The organism is Pseudomonas sp. Q2-TVG4-2 (assembly GCF_013620795.1).
Classification (GTDB): domain Bacteria; phylum Pseudomonadota; class Gammaproteobacteria; order Pseudomonadales; family Pseudomonadaceae; genus Stutzerimonas.
In genome coordinates this window covers 87825-106999 of record NZ_LGLW01000005.1, presented here as the reverse complement: position 1 = coordinate 106999, position 19175 = coordinate 87825, and the positions used below count along the sequence as shown (strand labels likewise).

The window sequence follows — 19175 nt, the reverse complement described above, 5'->3', positions numbered from 1 at the left end:
AGAGGCAACAAATCCCCCTTCGCTAGTAGCAATTATGATGAAGCTGTTTGTAATTGTTTTGGCTCTCGTTGTGGTTGGACAGTGGATCGCGCTGGCCCAGATTTCTGCCGACTCGTCCTGTCCTGTAACCGCTATTGCTCAGGAAAACTCCGTGAGCTCCGGTCCAACCGTAGACGCCCTGAAAAAAGTCACGAACCAAGCTAAGCCAGCCGCCGCTTATGGCGCCGGATTTGGCACAGAAACGAAAATGAAAACGACGGGGCTATATTCGCCGGCTATTGATTCGTCTGTCGCTGATCGTTTTTCGGTCTCTGCGGAGAACGAAACGGCTACGTCAAAGGATAACAACCGCATAGGGACGTTCTCTCCTAGACAGCTAGGTGAGTCGCTAAAGAAATTTAACCAGAGCCTGAAACGCCCCGTACCCGCTGCGGATTGGATCGTACTAGGTGCGCTGATAGCTTCTTTGCTCGTATTTTTCTTGTGGAAAAGAAGGCATGTACAAAGCGTAACGCCACCTGCCTCGTCTCTCGAAATAGCTTCAGAGGTTCTGGAAGACCGGCAGCGTGGATCATGGATGATAGAGATAAATATCGACGATTCAACGCGGCAGGCTATTTTTAGAGCAGTGCGATATATGGGCTTGCGTGTGCTCCGCCGCGGTAAGTATTCGCTCTCGCTTGGGAGTTATCCTAATAAAATCGAAGCATCTAGGATCGTGCAGAAGCTGCATAAAAGATACGGTGTTCGTGGTTGGCTGGTCGAAGCGCCAGATAGACCGGCTCAGTCTGATCGATATTCGATTTAAGCTACTGTGGAACCACAGGCTGCCGCCTCTTCCCTAATATAAAATATCTGGATTGCTTAAAGCTGAGATTAACTCAGGTATCGCCATAGCCGAGCATGCTATCGGGACATGATCTTCTATCGACGCTGGCCGTGTCCTAGCTGTACTGCTTGGACGTCAAGACGGGATCAGGTGGCTAAAAGTCAGAGGCGGTGTTGCGGCCTCGTTTTATAACGCAGCGAAACGATCCGCAAGCTGGCTATACGGATCACTTCATCCCTAATCGCTCGCGCATGTCCGCTGTGATCGTTTGCCCCGTCTCCTCAATGCCGGACCACGGGTCGTCACCGCCCTGCTCTTCCAGGCGTGGGATGAGATTGCGAATGGTCCAGAGATTGGCGCCTTTGAGGTCGGCCAGCTCATCACGATGAATCGGCACCGACACGCCAAGCCCTTCGCGGGCCCGCACTGAGTAAGCCGCAACGGTGCTGGCTCCCTGGCTGTTTCGCAGGTAATCGATGAAGATGCGTCCAACGCGGTTCTTTGGGCCGCTTACTGCCGAGAAATGCTGCGGCAGAAGCTTCGCCATGTATTGCGCAATGGCCTGGCTGAACGCCTTCACCTCGTGCCAGCTATGGATTGGCTCAAGCGGCACCAGAATGTGCAACCCTTTGCCGCCGCTGGTCTTGAGGAACGATTGCAAGCCGATCTCATCGAGCAGGGTCTGGGTAAGCTGGGTCGCTTCGATCATGCGTTTCCATGGCAGCGCTGGATCCGGGTCGAGGTCTAGTACAAAGCGGTCTGGATGGTCGAGCACCGGCGCCACCGCATTCCAGGTGTGTAGCTCGATGGTGCCCATCTGGGCTGCGCTGACCAGCGCTTCCGCCGTGTCGATGGTCATCAGCGCGGCATGTTTCGGAAACAATGCAGTGTCCAGCTGGGTAATGTGCGGGATGCTCAGCTTCTCGGTGTGTTTTTGGAAGAACAGCTCGCCATCGATGCCTTCCGGCGCGCGCACCAGCGCCAGTGGCCGGTGACGCAGGTGCGGTAAGGCCCAAGGCGCCACTTCGGCGTAGAAACGGGCCAGCTCCATCTTCGTGGCGCCGATGGATTTGTCGATGATGCGCTCCGGATTGGAGATCTTGATCTTGCCCCCGAGACTGTTCGCTGCGCTGGCCGTGGGCTTGGTCGAGCCATTGGCCGCTTTGCCGGGGCGCTCGTGGGTAATCGCTTGGGCGGGCTTGTCGGAACGCAGCCCATGAAACACCGAATGGCGGATCACGCCCTGTCGGGTCATTTCGGCGAAGGCAACTTCGCACATCAGTTCCGGCTTGAGCCAATGCGCCCCTCGAACATCCGCAGCGGGTGGTGCCTTAGCCAGCGGGCTCTTGTCGACCTTCAGCGATTTTAGCTTGGCATGCAGGCTTTTCAGCGTCGCCTGGTTGAAGCCGGTGCCAACCTTGCCGGCGTAATGCAGTTCACCCTTATCGTTGTGCAGGCCCAGCAGCAAGGCGCCGAAACCGGTGCGCGTACCCTTTGGATCTGTGAAACCGACAATGATGAACTCCTGACGGTTCTTGCACTTGATCTTCACCCAGCTATTGCTGCGTTTGGATACATAGGTGCTGCCTGCGCGCTTACCGATCAATCCCTCGAGCTTCATCTGGCAGGCGCTTTCCAGAACGCTTTCCGGGTGCTCGGTGAAATCGGCGGAAAAGCGCAGCAGCTCATTGTCGTTGCTCTCCAACAATTGGCCCAGCGCAGCGCGGCGTTCTTCCAACGGGACTTGCCGCAAATCTAGGCCGTTCAGATACGGCAGATCGAACAGGTAATAGACGATGGTGCCACTGCGCCCGATTTCGAACGCGTTTTGGAGCGCTTGAAAGTCGGGGGTGCCCTCCTCGTTCGGCACTACCACCTCGCCGTCGAGCCAGGCGGACTCCAGCCCGAGCGCGGCCAGCGCTTCGGCTTGCTGCGGCATTTTGGCCGTCCAGTCATGACCGTTGCGGGTGAATAGCTGCACCTTGCCTGAATCGATTCTCGCCATGATCCGGTAGCCGTCGAACTTGACCTCATAGCGCCAATCTCCGTCGGGCACCGACTCGACCAGGGTCGCTAGCTGCGGTTTGATGCTCTCGGGCAGCGGCGCGGGTTTGGCCCCGGAAAGCGTGGCCGACGCCTCTTTCTTGCGGCTGCGTGCGGCGGGCGTCTTGACCGGCTTGGCATCGACTTCGAGTTTCGCCTTGCCGCGCTTGCGGGGAATCAGCGTGCGATCGTTGAGCACGCTGTCGGGTTGTTCCGTGACGATGTCGTACTCCTGCTCGGGCCGCGCGGCTTCGTCGTTGGACTTGATCAGAAACCACTGCTCGTTGCCGCCCTCCATGCGAGTGCGCACCAGATTCCACGTGCCGCTTAGCTTTTCGCCTTCCAGAGCGAATTTGAGCTTGCCCTTGCGATAACCTTCCTGCGGATCGCCCTGCGGAATCCAGATGCCGCGATCCCAGACGATCACATCACCCGCGCCGTAATGGCCGGCCGGGATGGTACCTTCGAAGGTGGCATACTCCAGCGGATGGTCTTCGACGTGTACTGCGAGCCGGCGCGACTTGGGGTCCAGCGAAGGTCCCTTGGGGACCGCCCAGCTCTTCAGCGTGCCGTCGAGTTCGAGGCGGAAATCATAGTGCAACCTTGTTGCGTCGTGCTTCTGGATGCAGTACTGCAACACTTGCCGTTCCCCGCGTTTGCGGGCCGCCTTCGCCTCGCCACCAGGTTCGGGGGTTGCGGCGAAATCACGCTTTCGGTTGTATTCGTCAAGCGCCATGGCACAGCCTCCGTGGTGCGCGAGCGGGTTCTAATCAAGCGAGCCGGCGAAGCCCGTGGGCGGGCTGGAATCGCCTCCCCAGCGCACCGAAGCCCTTTGGCAGGCGCAGCGGCGAGGGTTTACGGCGCGGGCGGCCTTCTGCCGAGCGGTGGCAAAACGGTATTTACAACGAGGCAGGTCCTGCTAGCGTTGAGAGATGCCGCGAGTGTAAAGCTGCCGCATCTGGCTGCGAGACATCTCGCTGAATCTGGACATACGATAGGAGGAAGGATCATGGCTTCACGTCTACCTCTGCTGACGATAGAGAACATCCTCCGCAATTACCTTCATCCGTTCCGCTGCGATTGTCACGCCCAGGAAGACAGCCGCGTCACCGTCCGACTCTACGAAGAACACCTGGATGGCGAGGAGCTGACCGTGTTCGGCATCACCGATGATCAATGTCGCGATGCAGCCAACCTCGTACGGCTCGCCCAGGAGTTGCGTTTCGAGCTTTACGCGACTCGTGGTGGTCTGATGAACGACTCGCTCCCGGCAAAAGTGGCCGAACGGTAGCCCACGCTGCCGCTCGGCCAACGGCTGCTCTTCTCAGCGCTTGGCCTCGGTGTTTGGCGCTTGCGCACGGGTCAGATAGGCTTGAGTCAATTCCGCCAGATGGCTGCGCAGCCAATCGGCCATCGCAACTTCTTCAGCCAGAATGCGAGTGCAGATTTCCTCGGTCTGTGTATCGCCAACGGCTTTGGCAGCGGCGATCAGGATTTCGTAGGAGGCGATCTCCAGGTTCTCGAAGACGTAGCCCATCTGCGCGCCTTTGATGATTTCGTCATTGACCGTCATACCGCCCATGGCCTGCCCCATCGCCATCATTTTGCCGCCTAGGTCCTTGAAGCCCGAATAGGACTTGTCGTACCGCTGCAAGCAGGTTTCGATCAGCTTGGCCTGGTTCTGGGTTTCGGTGATGTGTTGCTCGATACGTGCCTTCAGCTCGGGATAGTGCTCGATGCGGCTGGCCTGCTTGCTGAGCATGGACTCAGCCTGGGCTTCCATTGCGTGAGCATCACGCAACCATTCGATCAAGCGTTCGACGCGGACATCATTTCCGGTTTGTGCACTTTGCATGTCGTCTCTCCCATCGTTTTGGATAGCGATCAGGTTCACACCTCTTGTTAATGTGAAACGGACTGCACGTGGGAGTTCCGCGTATCCGACTGACAGCACCTCTGGCATGAACTTGCAAAGCCGCGATCAGTCATCTGATGCAGTCATCAACGCGGAGTTGGCGTATCGAAACCTTTGATTCTCTCCTGCAATGGGAGCGCTACATAACCGAGCCCGCATTGCGCACGCTGCTGGCAGCAGCCTTCGTCGTGGTGCTGCTGAGCGTGTTCAGCCGGGTGCTGACGGCGGTGATGCTACGGCTGGGCCGCGGTTTTCTTCTCACCAAGGCCGTATCCGAACAGCTGGAAAAACCCATTCGGGTATTGCTGCCGCTGCTCGGCCTGCAGGCCGTGCTTGCGGCGGCCAGCGACGAGCTCGCATTGATCGGGATGGGCCGGCGTATCACCACCCTTTTGATCATCGGCTGTTTCACCTGGCTGGCACTGCGCCTGCTGCGCGGTGTCGAACATGCGGTACGGCTGAAGAACCCTGTAGACATCATCGACAACCTGCGTGCCCGGCAGATCCAGACCCAATCGCGGGTGCTGCTGCGTACGCTGGGCTTCTTCGTTCTGGTGATCGGCGTTGCCGGCATGCTGATGACCTTCCCGGCGGCCCGCCAGTTCGGTGCCAGCCTGCTCGCCTCAGCGGGACTCGCCGGCCTGGCCGTTGGTTTCGCTGCTCGTCCCGTGCTCGCTAATCTCATTGCCGGCATTCAGATTGCGATTACCCAACCTATCCGCCTGGATGACGTGGTAATCGTCGAGAACGAATGGGGCCGTATCGAGGAAATCACCGGCACCTACGTCATTGTGCGCATCTGGGATGACCGGCGGTTGGTGGTGCCGTTGCAGTACTTCATCGAAAAACCATTCCAGAACTGGACACGGCGCAACTCCAGCATCATCGGCTCGGTTTTTTTCTGGGTCGACTACTCGTTGCCGCTGGAGCCGGTGCGCGAAGAGCTGCGCAGGCTCTGCCACGACGTACCGGAGCTCTGGGACGGCCGGGTCATCGTGTTGCAGGTGACGGAAACCAGCGAGAAATCCATCCAGCTGCGCGTCCTCGTCAGCTCCCCGGATTCGTCGCGCAACTGGGATCTGCGCTGCCATGTGCGCGAAAGCCTAATCGGGTTCATTCAGCGGCAATACCCGCAGTGCCTGCCACAGTTGCGCGCGGACCTGAGCGTTGGGCAGAAGCCAAGCATCGACAAAACCGTACCGGACCATGTGGAGCCAGAGCGCCAGCCGCCGGTCTGATCGTACTGACGCGCGCGCTAGCGCTCAGCTGAATTTGGCGCGCTGAGCAGCCGACCGCTGTCTTTCGGTACGCGGTTCAGGAGCCTTTGTCGTTCAGTCGTGCTCGTTCAGCTTGCGCAACAACTGCTCGTATCGGTTCGGTAACTGCTCGAGCCCGTAGCGCGCGGCCTGTTTGCGAATTTCCACCCGATCACCCTCGAACTGCACCGTCTCGCTGATGCTTACCTGGCGTTCGCCCTGCATCAAGGCGAACGCGTAGCACTGGGTTCCGCCCGGATCCTCCTCGCTGTCGTCGGCAACCCCGGTGTTGGCGATTGCGATGTCCGCAACACTGGCATTCAGTGCACCGATGGCCATCTCGGTGGCGACTTCTTCGCTGGTCAGGCCAAAGGATTCGATGGTTTCGAAACTGACATGAAGCAACCGGTTTTTTGCTTTCGGCGAGTACACCACAAACCCGCTGTCGAGTACCCGACCACAACCTGGAATATCGCCTAGCAACGAAGCCATCAGGCCACAGGTGCAGGATTCGGCGGTGGTTAGCTTCATTTTCTTGTCGCTTAGAAAGCGCACGATTTCAGCAAGGTCATGCATGGTTTTGACTCCGAAAACAGCGAAAAAAACGTGCAGGTTGAGTCAATTTTCGGAACCGGGCTTGGTCCGCAAAGTTCCGCGCAATGACCTTGATCAAAAACTGAGAACTAATTCACAGCGCGCCGGTCTTTTTTCAAGGTAGGGCCTGATGGCTCTATCCCGCGAAATAAGTGACTACAACAACAAAAATCACTCTTGCCGTACTCATGGTTTGCAGCTTCCCGATGGGGTTGCGGTGTGGAGACAAACGTGCTTGTAACCGGCCTTGGCGCAGAAGCCGGTTATTTGGGGAATGTGCTTATGAGTATTGCTGCAGTGAACACCCCGTCTGTCCGATTCAATGCAACCGAGCATTTGAGGACGCCTAGCGAGCGTCCGGTATTGCAGCTTCGTAGCAGTCAGGATGACAAGAAGAAAATTCTCTTCGTAACCTCGGAACTTACCGATCTGGTCAAGACAGGCGGGCTCGCCGATGTCTCGGCTGCCCTGCCCCGCGCGCTGGGTGATCTGCATGATGTACGCGTGCTGATCCCCGGTTATACGCAGGTGATGCAATGCGCAGAACCGATCCGCATCGTTGGCAGCGTACTTTCCCATGGCGACTTACCGCCTTGCCGAATCGGGCGCCTCGACATGCCCGATGGCTTGATCATCTACGTGCTGATCTGCCCGGAGCTCTATGAGCGCGACGGCTTGCCTTACGGCGATGCACAGGGCAACGACTGGCCGGACAACCCGATGCGCTTCGCCCGCCTATGTATGGCCGCAGCGGATATCGCCGCCGGCACAGCCTGCATTTGCTGGGCCCCCGATCTTGTCCATGCGCACGACTGGCCAACCGGGTTAACGCCGGCGTACATGCGCTGGCGGGGGTTGAGCACGCCCAGCGTCTTTACCATTCACAATCTGGCCTACCAGGGCAACATCGACATGAGCCTGCGCCGGACGCTGGGCATTCCACAGGAAGCCTGCAGCCCGGAGCGAATGGAGTTCTATGGCGCACTGTCGCTGCTCAAAGCCGGCATCGCCTACGCCAACCATGTCACCACGGTCAGCGCGACCTATGCACGAGAGATCACCACGCCCGAGTTTGGTTGCGGCATGGAAGGGTTTCTCGCGATGAAAGCGCGTCAGGGGCTGCTGAGCGGGCTGTTGAACGGAATTGACGAGAGCTGGGAACCGCAGCAGTGCTCGCATCTCATCAGCAAGTTCGGCCCTCGAGAATGGGCCGGCAAGCAGGCCAACGCGGCCCATGTGCGCGATCTGTTCGATCTGGAGCACAGCGAAGGCCCATTGTTCGCCGTGGTATCTCGACTGGCCCACCAGAAAGGCATCGACCTGACCATCGAGGTGGCTGAGACGATTGTCGCGCACGGCGGCCAACTGGCCATCCTCGGGCGGGGCGATTCGCATATCGAAGACGAAGTGCGGCGGCTGACCGAACGGTTCCCCGGCCGAGTCGGTGCACATATCGGCTTCAACGAGACCGATGCCCGTCGGTTGTTCGCCGGCAGCGACTTCCTCCTCATGCCATCCCGCTACGAGCCCTGCGGCTTGAGCCAAATGTACGCCCAGCGTTTCGCGTCGCTGCCCATCGCCCACCGCACGGGAGGCCTTGCCGACAGCATCGACGACGGCGTGACCGGTTTCCTGTTTGACGAGGCCACCGCGCAGAGCTACCGCCGAGCCGTGGAGCGCGCATTGGCGGTGCATCACAAGCCGCAACTGCTCAGTGCGATGCGCTGCCGCGCGATGAGCAGCGGATTTTTCTGGCGCCACGCGATCGAACCCTACAACCAGCTGTATCGACAGCTCGTGGGGGCGCGACGCGAGGCCCATGCCATCTTTTAACGAGGTCAATCAATGCACAAGTGGCCTGCCCGCAACGGGCAACACGGACCGGTGCTACTCGACGCTTCACGCACCCGGTTCAGGCTCTGGGCACCCGACGCGCAAAGCGTCAGCCTGGTGATAAGCGGCGGCGAGACGCTGCCCATGTTGGAAGACGAGGACGGCTGGTACAGCATCGAGGCGAACGCCGGAGCCGGCACGCAATACAGCTTTTTGATCGACGATGAGCTACAGGTTCCCGATCCCGCGTCCAGGGCGCAGTCTGCCGATGTGCACGACCCCAGCGTCGTGGTCGATCCGGGCGCTTATCAATGGCACAACAGCGATTGGCTGGGGCGCCCATGGCACGAAACCGTGCTCTACGAGCTTCACGTGGGTGCCTATGGCGGCTATGCGCAGATCGAACAGCGCCTTCAGGCGTTGGCCGAGCTTGGCGTCACGGCGATCGAGTTGATGCCGCTCGCGGAATTTCCTGGGGACCGTAACTGGGGTTACGACGGGGTGCTGCTGTACGCGCCCGAGGCCTCCTATGGCACACCCGAGCAGCTCAAGCACCTGATTGATACAGCCCATGGGCTGGGCCTGATGGTTTTCATCGACGTGGTCTACAACCACTTCGGGCCGGACGGCAACTATCTGCACCGTTATGCCAAGCACTTCTTCCGCCATGATCAGCAGACCCCTTGGGGAGATGCTATCGACTTCCGCCGCCGCGAGGTGCGCGATTTCTTCATCGATAACGCGCTGATGTGGTTGATGGAATACCGTTTCGATGGCCTGCGCATGGACGCGGTCCATGCCATCCCGGATCGCACCTTTCTCACCGAACTGGCCGAGCGGGTACGCGCTGAATCCGAGCCCGGCCGCCATGTGCATCTGGTCCTGGAAAACGAAGACAACCGCTCCAGCCTGCTGACTCAAGGTTTTACCGCGCAGTGGAATGACGATGGACATAACTTCTTGCACGCTCTGTTGACCGACGAGAGTCAGGGCTATTACGCGGACTATCACCAAGACTCGACCGACAAGCTGGTCCGCTTCCTCGGTGAAGGTTTCATCTACCAGGGCCACCAGAATCGCCGCGGCGAATCGCGAGGCGAGCCCAGTGGGCATCTTTCCCCGACTGCGTTCGTACTGTTTCTGCAGAACCATGACCAGACCGGCAACCGCGCCTTCGGCGATCGCCTGATCGACCTCGCCGATCCAGATGCTTTGAAGGCAGCGACTACCGTTCTGCTGCTCTCACCGATGATCCCGCTGCTGTTCATGGGCGAAGAATGGGGCGCACGCGAGCCCTTCCTGTTCTTCACCAGCCACCACGGTGAGTTGGCCGATGCCGTGCGTGAAGGGCGCCGCGGCGAATTCGCTGAGTTTTCCGAGTTCGCCGACGAGCAGACCCGCGAGCGGATTCCCGACCCGAACGCAGTGGAAACCTTCGAGGCCTCCAAGCCTGACTTCAGCAAGAAGGAGCAGCCGGACCATGCCGAGTGGCTCGCGTTGTATCGCCAGCTGCTACGGATCCGCCACAGCGAGATCGTGCCCCGCCTGGAAGGGTCCCAGTTCCTCGGTGCGCAGGCGCTGGGAAGCGCCGCCGCCCTCGCCCGCTGGCGCTTGGGTGACGGCACCACGCTGCGCCTGGAGTTGAACCTCAGCGACGTGGATCTCGCGGTCAGCGCTCCCGTTGCGGGAGCGCGTCTGCTGCACGCCAGTCGTGGCACCGAGACCGAACTCAGTGCAGGCACGCTACAAGCGCGCTCCGCCAAGATGTATCTGGAGACTGCCGATGAGTGATGAACGACTGAACCGCCTGGCCGAGGCCGCCGGCCTGTCCATCGATTGGGTGGATGCCGACGGCCGCGACCAGCGGGTAAGCCCCGAAGTGCTGCGTGCGGTACTCAACGGATTGGGCCTTGCTGCCGACAGCGACACCGATATCGAAAGCAGCCTGGAAAAGCTCGACGCCATCAACGGCACGTCCAGCCTACCTCCCCTCCTGACACTCGATCAGGGCAGTACGCTGGAGCTGAGCGCCTATTTCGAGCCGTCCACCCGCTACAGCCTGGATCTCGAAGATGGCAACCGTCGCGAGGGAGCGCTGGATGACCAGGCGCGCCTGGCTGCGATCGACACGCCTGGCTACCATCGCCTGGAAATCGCCGGGCAACAACTGACGCTGGCGGTTGCGCCGCATGCATGCCCCAGCGTCGAGCACGTGGCAGGTCCCAATGCCTGGGGCCTTACCGCGCAGCTATACAGCCTGCGGCGCCCCGGCGATGGCGGGCTCGGCGACACCCTGGCCCTCGAAGCATTGGTGCGCAACGCGGCGGCACATGGCGCCGATGCTCTCGGCATCAGTCCGATTCACGCGATGTTCACCGGCAACAGCGGCCAATACAGCCCCTACTCACCCTCGAGCCGTCTCTTCTATAACATTCTCCATAGCGCTCCGGAGGCGGTGCTCGGTGAAAAACCATTGCGGATCGCCATCGATTCCTGCGGTCTAAACGACGAATTACAACGGCTTGAGCAACTGGAATTGATCGACTGGGACGCGGTGTCCACGACCCGGCAGTGTCTGCTCCGCGCGCTCTATGATGACTTCGCCACCGGCGGTAACGCACAACAGGCGGATTTCGACAGCTTTCGCGAAGCAGGCGGCGAAGCGTTGGAAAACCATTGCCGCTTCGAGGCGTTGCACGCCGTCCTGCTCAACGCTGAAGGCTATCCGCAACACTGGCGCGACTGGCCGGAGGAATACCGCACCCCGCAGAGCCCAGCGGTCGAACGATTTGCCCAGGAACACGCTGACGAAGTCAGCTATTACGCGTTCTGCCAGTGGTTGATCGCGCGTGGCCTTGAGCGTGCTCAGGTCGCCGCGCACAGTGCCGGGATGAAGATCGGCCTGATCAGCGATCTCGCGGTGGGCGCCGACGGTGGCGGCAGCCAGGCCTGGAGCCGGCAGGACGAAGTGCTGGCTGCCCTGAGCGTCGGTGCGCCGCCGGACATCATCAATCGGCAGGGCCAGAGCTGGGGTATTTCCGCCTTTTCGCCTTGGGGGCTCAAGGCCCATGGCTACCGCGCCTTCATTGAGATGGTGCGTGCCAACCTGGCGCACGCCGGTGGCATGCGGATCGACCACGTCATGGGCTTGATGCGCCTGTGGGTGATGCCCGCCGGCGCCGGCCCCATGGAGGGCGCCTATCTCAACTATCCGTTCGATGACCTGTTGCGCCTGCTGTCCCTTGAAGCCTGGCGGCGCAATGCGGTGATCCTGGGCGAGGACCTCGGCACCGTACCCGAAGGGCTTCGTGAAAAATTGGCTGATCGCGGTTTGCTGGGAATGCGCGTGTTGTTCTTCGAGCGCGACCATCAGGGCAATTTCAAGCCACCGATGCAGTGGCCGCGAAGCGCGCTGGCCACCTCAACCACCCACGACCTGCCGACTATCAAGGGCTGGTGGCAGGAACATGATATCGACTGGCGCATCCGCGTCGGTCAACACCAGGAGCATGAGCGTGCAGCCCAACTAAAGGAACGCGAACGCGAGCGTGCGGGCCTGCTTCGTCTGCTTCGGGAATTTGCACCAAACGTTCAGGGTGACATTAGCGACCCGGAGGTGCTGGCCGATGCCTGTGGCGCTTTCATTGGACGCACGCCAGCACCGCTGGCCCTGTTTCCGGTGGAGGACGCGCTCTGTCTTCTGGAACAACCGAACTTGCCGGGCACCACCGATGCCCATCCCAATTGGCGGCGCCGCTACCCCGGTGACAGCGCCACGCTACTGGACGATCCCGCCTGCACGCGCCGCCTGAATATCCTTGCCCAAGCCCGCAAGCAGACCACTGGAAGCAACCTTCGATGAAAGACCTTAGCGCCACGCTGCGATTGCAGTTTCATCGTGATTTCACCCTCGACGACGCGACGGCACTGGTCGATTACTTTGCGGACCTGGGCATCAGCCACCTCTACGCATCGCCCCTGCTGATGGCGCGGCCAGGCTCGATGCACGGTTATGACGTCATCGACCCGACACGTATCAATCCCGAACTGGGCGGCGAGCCCGCCCTGCGCCGCCTGGTCGAGGCGTTGCGGAGCAAAGGCATGGGGTTGATTCTGGATATCGTCTCCAACCATATGGCCGTTGGCGGCTCGGGCAACCCCTGGTGGCTCGACGTGCTCGAATGGGGCCGCCGTAGCCCGTACGCACAGTTCTTCGATATTCAATGGAATTCGCCCGACCCGTTGCTCGAAGGTCAGCTGCTGGTTCCGTTCCTGGGCAATGACTATGGTGAGGCGCTGCAGGAGGGCAAAATTCCCCTGCGCCTGGATGCGGAAAGCGGCGCCTTCTATGCCGAGCACTACGAACATCGCTTCCCTATCACCCCGCCCAGCTACGGCGAGATCCTACGCCTGACCGATAACCCGGAACTGCGCACGTTGGCGCAGCATTTCGATGCACTGAAGACTGAGCCAGCAGCTTACTTAACCGCCCGTCAACTGCGCGCCGATCTGGCCCGGTTGCTTGAGGACAGCGCGACCCGGCAGGCGCTGGAAAAGGCGCTCAAGCACTACGATGCTACTACCGAGGCAGGTTTCAAACGCCTTCACGGCTTGCTTGAACGGCAGAACTACCGCCTCGCCAGCTGGCGTACCGCCGGCGACGACATCAACTGGCGGCGCTTTTTCGATATCAACGAGCTGGGTGGTCTGCGCGTCGAGCGGCCAGTGGTATTCGAAGAAACCCACGCGAAGATTTTCGAACTGATCAGCGAAGGATTGATCGACGGCCTGCGCATCGACCACATCGACGGTCTGGCCAACCCGCGCGGCTACTGCCGGCGACTGCGGCGGCGAGTCGACCGCCTCAATGCCGCCCGCCCTGCCGAAGCCGCGCAGGAGCATGTGCCGATCTATGTCGAGAAAATCCTTGCCGAGGGCGAGCGCCTACACGACGACTGGGGTGTGGACGGCACCACCGGCTACGAATTCATGAATCAGGTATCGCTGCTGCAGCACGATCCCGCCGGAAAGGCAGTGCTCTGCTCGCTCTGGAGTGAAACTGCCGAGCGCCCGGAAGATTTCATGGAAGAAGTACGCCAAGCGCGCCAGCTTGTGCTGACCGGCCCATTGGCAGGCGACTTCGAGACCGTCGCACAAGCCCTCCTGCAAGTGGCGCGCTACGACGTGATGACCCGCGACATCACCCTCGGCGCCATTCGCCGGGCGCTGCTGGAGCTGATCGTCCACTTCCCGGTGTACCGCACTTATATCGGAGCGCATGGTCGGCGCGAGGCTGACGAGCCGTTCTTTCAGCAGGCGCTGGCAGGCGCGCGCACCACGCTGGGCGAGGCGGACTGGCCTCTGCTGGAATTGCTCGATCGCTGGCTCGGTGGTGAAAGCCTACGCTCGCTGCCGCCAGGGCCGGCACGGCGTATTCGCCGCTATGCCTGCACCCGCTTCCAGCAGCTCACCTCACCGGCCGCCGCCAAGGCTGTTGAAGACACCGCCTGCTATCGCTCCGGCGCCTTGCTATCACGCAACGATGTAGGGTTCGACCCGCAGACATTCAGTGCACCGGTGGAGGCGTTTCATGACGCATGCCTGGAGCGCGCGGAGCACTTCCCGCGAAACCTGTTGACCACCGCGACTCATGACCACAAGCGTGGCGAAGACACACGCGCTCGGATGACGGTGATCAGCGAGCGTGCCGAATGGTTTGCTGCCAAGGTTCGCCATTGGCGCCAGCTCGCCTATGGGCAGCGTCAGGAACTTGCCGATGGGCCGGCTCCCTCGCCGGGTGACGAAATGCTGCTGTTTCAGATACTGATCAGCAGCTGGCCGCTGGACCTCACCGTCGATGATCAACCCGCGCTCGAGGGCTTCTGCGAGCGGATCATAAAGTGGCAGGAAAAGGCCGTGCGCGAAGCCAAGCTTCGCAGCACCTGGACCGACCCTAATAGTGAATACGAAGGTGCCTGCCAGCAGTATCTGCGTGCCCTGCTGCTAGGCGACGAGTGCAAAGCGCTGCGCACTGATATTGCTGAGGCGGCAGCCGAGCTGGCACCGGCCGGCGCCTTGAACAGCCTGACCCAGACCTTGCTGCGCATGACCACACCCGGCGTGCCGGACCTGTATCAAGGCGCCGACTACTGGGATTTCAGTCTGGTAGATCCAGACAACCGTCGTCCGGTGGATTTCGACAAACGTCGTGCCACGTTCGATCCGCAGGCACAACCCGCCGAACTGCTGGCGAATTGGCAAGATGGCCGCATCAAGCAATGGTTGATCGCACGGACTCTCGGGCTGCGTCGGGCTCAGCCACGGCTGTTCACCGAGGGACGCTATCTGCCATTGAAGGTCGAGGGTGAGCATGCCGATCAGCTCATTGCATTCGCACGCGAACTGGACGGTGCCTGGGTCATCGTGATTGCAGCGCGGCTCGCCAGCAGCCTGCTCGCCGACAGTCATACGCCGCAAATACCGGCCCAGCGCTGGGGCGATACTCAGGTGCGATTACCCGATGCGCTGAGCGGTCGTGAAATGGAGCGACTTTTCGACGGAATGACAGTCACACCCAAACAAGAAAGTTTGCCTGCGGCCGAGGTTCTACAGCAGCTGCCGGTGGCGGTTTTACAAGTTTCAATCAGTTCAACAGGAGAGTCAGAACGATGAATAAAAACGAGCAGCGGATTCGTGAACTCGCGTACGACATTTGGGTTTCGGAGGGGCGGCCGGACGGTGAGAGCGAGCGGCATTGGGAGATGGCTAGCAAGCTCGCCGAGGCGGAAAGCGGCAAGCCAACCGAAAAGCCTGCGAGTCGCGCGCGCAAAACCGCCACCAAGCCAACCGACGCAACCCCGGAGACAACATCTGCCAAGGCAGCGAAAGATGCCAAGAACCCAAAAGACGTCAAACCCGCTAAGGCGACGGCCGCGGCCAAAGGCACGGCGCGCCCCAAGGACAAGGCCGGAACTGATGCCGCCGAAGGCACTCCGGCTGGCGTGAAGAAAACCCGCGCGCCTCGCACCAAGAAAGAAACCTGAACCCCTGCGGCGGTGTAGCCCGACTCCCTAGCGTGTCGGGCGAACACGGCGCCCAGTTTGCCTTGCACAGCATTGATCACGAGTGCCATCGGAGATTTCATGAGTAGAAAAAAGCCTGCGGCGCCTCAGATTCTGATCCCTTCGCGTATTCGTGAGGGGCTGCCCTTCCCGCTTGGCGCCACCTGGGATGGGCTGGGAGTGAATTTTGCGATTTTCTCCGCGAACGCCACGAAGGTGGAGCTTTGCCTGTTCGATACCGATGGCGAAACCGAGCTCGAGCGTATCGAGCTGCCCGAATACACCGATGAAATCTGGCACGGCTATCTGCCTGACGCCCACCCGGGACAGATCTATGGCTATCGCGTGCACGGCCCTTACGAGCCAGACGCCGGCCATCGCTTCAACCCCAACAAGCTGCTGATCGACCCTTACGCCAAGCAGCTGGTGGGTGGGTTGAAATGGTCCGAGGCGCTGTTTGGCTACACCATCGGCCATGCCGATGCTGACCTCAGCTATGACGAGCGCGACAGTGCGCCCTTCGTGCCGAAATCCAAGATCATCGACCCGGCTTTCACCTGGGGCCATGATCGCCCCGTGCAGGTACCTTGGGATCGCACCATCATCTACGAAACCCACGTGCGCGGTTTTACCATGCAGCATCCTTCGGTGCCCGAGGATATGCGCGGTACCTTCGGCGGCTTCAAGACGCCGGACGTGATTGATTACGTGCGCAAACTCGGCGTCTCGTCGATTGAGTTCCTGCCGATTCATGCCTTCGTCCAGGACCAGCATCTGCTGGAAAAGGGCATGAGCAACTACTGGGGCTACAACAGTATCGCCTTCTTCGCACCGCACCCGAAGTATCTGGCCAGCGGCAAGATCAGCGAGTTCAAGGAAATGGTCGCGCACCTGCACAATGCCGACCTCGAGGTCATTCTCGATGTGGTTTACAACCACACCGCCGAAGGCAACGAGCTGGGCCCGACCCTGTCCATGCGCGGCATTGACAACGCTTCGTACTACCGGCTGATGCCCGACGAAAAGCGCTACTACATTAACGACTCCGGTACCGGCAACACGCTGGACATGAGCCACCCGTGTGTCGTGCAAATGGTCACCGATTCGTTGCGCTATTGGGCGCAAGAGATGCACGTCGATGGCTTCCGTTTCGACCTGGCGACCATTCTGGGACGGCAGCATGATGGCTACGATGAGCGCCACGGCTTCCTCGTCGCCTGCCGTCAGGACCCGGTATTGGCCAAGACAAAGCTGATCGCCGAGCCGTGGGACTGCGGTCCGGGCGGCTATCAGGTAGGCGGTTTCCCTCCTGGCTGGGCGGAGTGGAACGACCAGTTCCGCGACACGGTCCGCGCTTTCTGGCGAGGTGATGAGGGTCAGTTGGCCGACTTCGCCAGCCGTCTCACCGGTTCGGGCGATCTGTTCAATCAGCGCGGTCGGCGGCCGTTCAGCTCGGTCAACTTTGTGACCGCGCATGATGGTTTCACCCTCAAGGACCTGGTCTCGTACAACGAGAAGCACAACGAAGACAATGATGAGGACAACCGCGACGGCAGCGACAACAACATCTCTTGGAACCATGGCGTCGAAGGCCCGACCCATGACCCGGATGTCAATGAGCTGCGTTTCCGCCAGATGCGCAACTTCTTCGCAACGCTGCTGTTCTCCCAAGGCACGCCGATGCTGGTTGCGGGTGATGAGTTCGCTCGTACCCAGCACGGCAATAACAATGCCTACTGCCAAGACAGCGAAATCGGCTGGGTCAACTGGGACATCCCTGAAGAAAGTCGCTCATTGCAGACCTTCGTACGTAAGTTGATTCGTCTACGTCAGCGCTATCCGATGCTGCGCCGCGGGCGATTCCTGGTCGGCGCCTACAACGAGGAGCTGGGAGTCAAGGACGTCACTTGGCTGGCCCCGCACGCCGAAGAGATGACGGTCGGGCATTGGGAAGACGGTAATAACCGCTGCATGGGCATGCTGCTCGATGGACGCGCCCAGCCGACGGGTATTCGCCGCGCGGGCTCGGATGCGACGTTGCTGATCATCGTCAACTCCCATCACGACATCGTGAACTTCACCTTGCCGGAAGTGCCGCAAGGCATCTATTGGAATCGTCTGATCGATACCAACAACCCCAACGCCCGGCCCGAGCGTTTCGAGTTCAGCGATGAGTACGCGCTGACTGGGCGGTCACTGTTGTTGTTCGAGCTGATCAAGGAAGAGGAATAGCACCACGCGCGAACGACGCTTCGTTGCTAGCGATGCCAGGGCCCCGATTTCGGGGCCTTGGCGTCTATGCAGCGGAAGATCGCGATGCATCCGGCGCCATGACTGTCTGTTTCTCAATCGTTCGTTGGATATCGACGTGCGGTAGTGAACCCCATTGCAGGCCTTTAGTCCCAACCCCTGCGCGGCATCATGAAACCTACGGATTTGTTCCTGCCAGCCGCATGCAGGTTGTCCCATCCGTGACGGATCACACGCTTATGGCTTCGACTCGGCTGATCATTTCGCTTGCTCTGTTGATCTTCTGTTCCGCTCCCGCCCTGCCCGTTCTGGCTGGCGGCGCTATCACCAACGCGACGCTTCCGGCGGGCAAACCTGGCAACGTTCGGCTGTTCGTCAACCGCGTCGGCTCCGGCAAGGCCATGGACGTGCGCAACGATACCGACGTACCGGTTGAAGTAGTCCTGCGCCTGACGCGAATGGTCAATGTCGCTGGCGTCGGCAAGGGCGTGATACGCCAGACCGTGCCTGCGCGCACCCGCATGCGCATTGCCACTTTGCGCAAGCGTAAGTCCGGCTACCCTTTGATGTATCAGCAGTCGTTCAGCTATTCCCTGATCTATTCACCGGAGCCGGGCAAGAAAGGCTCGGTTGGCGGTTACGCTTACGCGCTGCCTTGGAAAGGCGGCCCATTCCGTATTTCCCAGGGTGCCGGTGGGGATTTCAGCCACAACTCACCTAAGGGCCGCTACGCCGTGGATGTGGCCATGCCGGTGGGCACGCCGATCGTTGCGGCACGCGCAGGCACGGTATTGAAGGTGCGCAACGGTCAGGGCGGCCGCCTACCTAATCCGGCCGGTAACTACGTGCGGATTCTCCATGATGACGGCACGCACAGCGCCTATTTGCATCTCAAGCGCGGCTCGGTACAGGTCAAGGCCGGTCAGCAAGTCAGGGCCGGCACGCTGCTCGGCCAATCCGGTAACACCGGGCGTAGCACCGGTCCGCACCTGCATTTTGTGGTGCAGAAATCCTATGGCGATTCGATGGTGTCGATCCCCTTCCGCTTCTCCAAGCCGGTCAGCTCATTGCCGAACTTCGCTCGCAACGAGCAATGACCGTCCGAGGCGCTCAACGCTGCCACGCGAAGTTGAATGTCTCGTCCGTCGCCATGCGCTGCAAGTGATCGGCGACCACGGTTTCCATACGCGCCAGCTGTGCCTCGTCTGCAGTCTGTAGTTTCGCGGTCAGGCTTCCCTCGCCAGCTGTAAGCAAACAGTCGGTATCGCCGAGCGCGATACGCCCTTGCCGATCGTCATGGCTCACATTGAACTTGTGACCCCAATGTTTGCAGAGCCGGCGGATCAGGCGGCTCGGGCTGGACGTTTCGATCCGTACGCTAGAACTGGGCATGT

14 protein-coding genes are annotated in these 19175 nt (G+C 60.5%); 10 read left to right on the top strand and 4 right to left on the bottom strand.

The features are described 5' to 3' along the window. Positions 1–34: 34 nt before the first annotated feature. Positions 35–808 (top strand): hypothetical protein, encoded by a 774-nt coding sequence (locus tag H3028_RS11650; protein WP_181297180.1) that lies wholly within the window; start codon positions 35–37, stop codon positions 806–808. Between the two features lie 247 nt (positions 809–1055). Here H3028_RS11650 and ligD read toward each other — a convergent pair whose 3' ends face one another. Beyond that, positions 1056–3608 carry a DNA ligase D gene (ligD, locus tag H3028_RS11645; protein ID WP_181297179.1) on the bottom strand — a complete coding sequence of 851 codons (2553 nt, stop codon included), beginning with the start codon at positions 3606–3608 and terminating at the stop codon, positions 1056–1058. Between the two features lie 273 nt (positions 3609–3881). Here ligD and H3028_RS11640 point away from each other — a divergent pair, with 273 nt between their 5' ends. Continuing rightward, positions 3882–4163, top strand: coding sequence for a DUF1652 domain-containing protein (locus H3028_RS11640; protein ID WP_181297178.1), 282 nt, complete (start codon positions 3882–3884; stop codon positions 4161–4163). 33 nt (positions 4164–4196) lie between these two features. Here H3028_RS11640 and H3028_RS11635 read toward each other — a convergent pair whose 3' ends face one another. Next, complete coding sequence (locus H3028_RS11635; protein WP_181297177.1) at positions 4197–4727, bottom strand: ferritin-like domain-containing protein; 531 nt, start codon at positions 4725–4727, stop codon at positions 4197–4199. Positions 4728–4912: 185 nt separating this feature from the next. On the opposite strand from H3028_RS11635, the gene H3028_RS11630 reads away from it, so the two are divergent. Continuing rightward, the gene (locus tag H3028_RS11630) at positions 4913–6025 is read left to right on the top strand and encodes a mechanosensitive ion channel family protein (protein WP_181297483.1); all 1113 of its coding nucleotides are present in this window, start codon (positions 4913–4915) and stop codon (positions 6023–6025) included. 93 nt (positions 6026–6118) lie between these two features. Here H3028_RS11630 and H3028_RS11625 read toward each other — a convergent pair whose 3' ends face one another. Then, the gene (locus tag H3028_RS11625; RefSeq protein WP_181297176.1) at positions 6119–6619 is read right to left on the bottom strand and encodes a CinA family protein; all 501 of its coding nucleotides are present in this window, start codon (positions 6617–6619) and stop codon (positions 6119–6121) included. A 300-nt stretch (positions 6620–6919) separates the two neighbouring features. Here H3028_RS11625 and glgA point away from each other — a divergent pair, with 300 nt between their 5' ends. The 7 genes from glgA to H3028_RS11590 all read left to right on the top strand — a co-directional run bounded on the left by glgA (position 6920) and on the right by H3028_RS11590 (position 18878). Beyond that, positions 6920–8470 (top strand): glycogen synthase GlgA, encoded by a 1551-nt coding sequence (gene glgA, locus H3028_RS11620; protein ID WP_181297175.1) that lies wholly within the window; start codon positions 6920–6922, stop codon positions 8468–8470. A gap of 12 nt (positions 8471–8482) precedes the next feature. Next, positions 8483–10261, top strand: a complete 1779-nt coding sequence (gene treZ / locus H3028_RS11615) for a malto-oligosyltrehalose trehalohydrolase (protein ID WP_181297174.1) — start codon at positions 8483–8485, stop codon at positions 10259–10261. Beyond that, entirely contained in the window at positions 10254–12332 is a 2079-nt protein-coding gene (gene malQ, locus H3028_RS11610; RefSeq protein ID WP_181297173.1) for a 4-alpha-glucanotransferase, read from the top strand. Before treZ ends, malQ begins: the two co-directional genes overlap by 8 nt. After that, positions 12329–15142: a malto-oligosyltrehalose synthase gene (locus H3028_RS11605; RefSeq protein WP_181297172.1), complete on the top strand. Its 2814-nt coding sequence runs from the start codon at positions 12329–12331 to the stop codon at positions 15140–15142. The genes malQ and H3028_RS11605 overlap by 4 nt, the downstream gene beginning before the upstream one ends. Next, entirely contained in the window at positions 15139–15513 is a 375-nt protein-coding gene (locus H3028_RS11600; protein WP_181297171.1) for a DUF2934 domain-containing protein, read from the top strand. The genes H3028_RS11605 and H3028_RS11600 overlap by 4 nt, the downstream gene beginning before the upstream one ends. A 99-nt stretch (positions 15514–15612) precedes the next feature. Beyond that, positions 15613–17763 carry a glycogen debranching protein GlgX gene (glgX, locus tag H3028_RS11595; RefSeq protein ID WP_181297170.1) on the top strand — a complete coding sequence of 717 codons (2151 nt, stop codon included), beginning with the start codon at positions 15613–15615 and terminating at the stop codon, positions 17761–17763. A 257-nt stretch (positions 17764–18020) separates the two neighbouring features. Continuing rightward, on the top strand, positions 18021–18878 hold the full coding sequence (locus tag H3028_RS11590; protein ID WP_181297169.1) for a M23 family metallopeptidase: 858 nt from the start codon (positions 18021–18023) through the stop codon (positions 18876–18878). A gap of 13 nt (positions 18879–18891) precedes the next feature. Here the strand turns inward: H3028_RS11590 and H3028_RS11585 are convergent, their stop codons facing one another. Continuing rightward, positions 18892–19173 carry a DUF2218 domain-containing protein gene (locus H3028_RS11585; protein WP_181297168.1) on the bottom strand — a complete coding sequence of 94 codons (282 nt, stop codon included), beginning with the start codon at positions 19171–19173 and terminating at the stop codon, positions 18892–18894. Between the last annotated feature and the right edge of the window lie 2 nt (positions 19174–19175).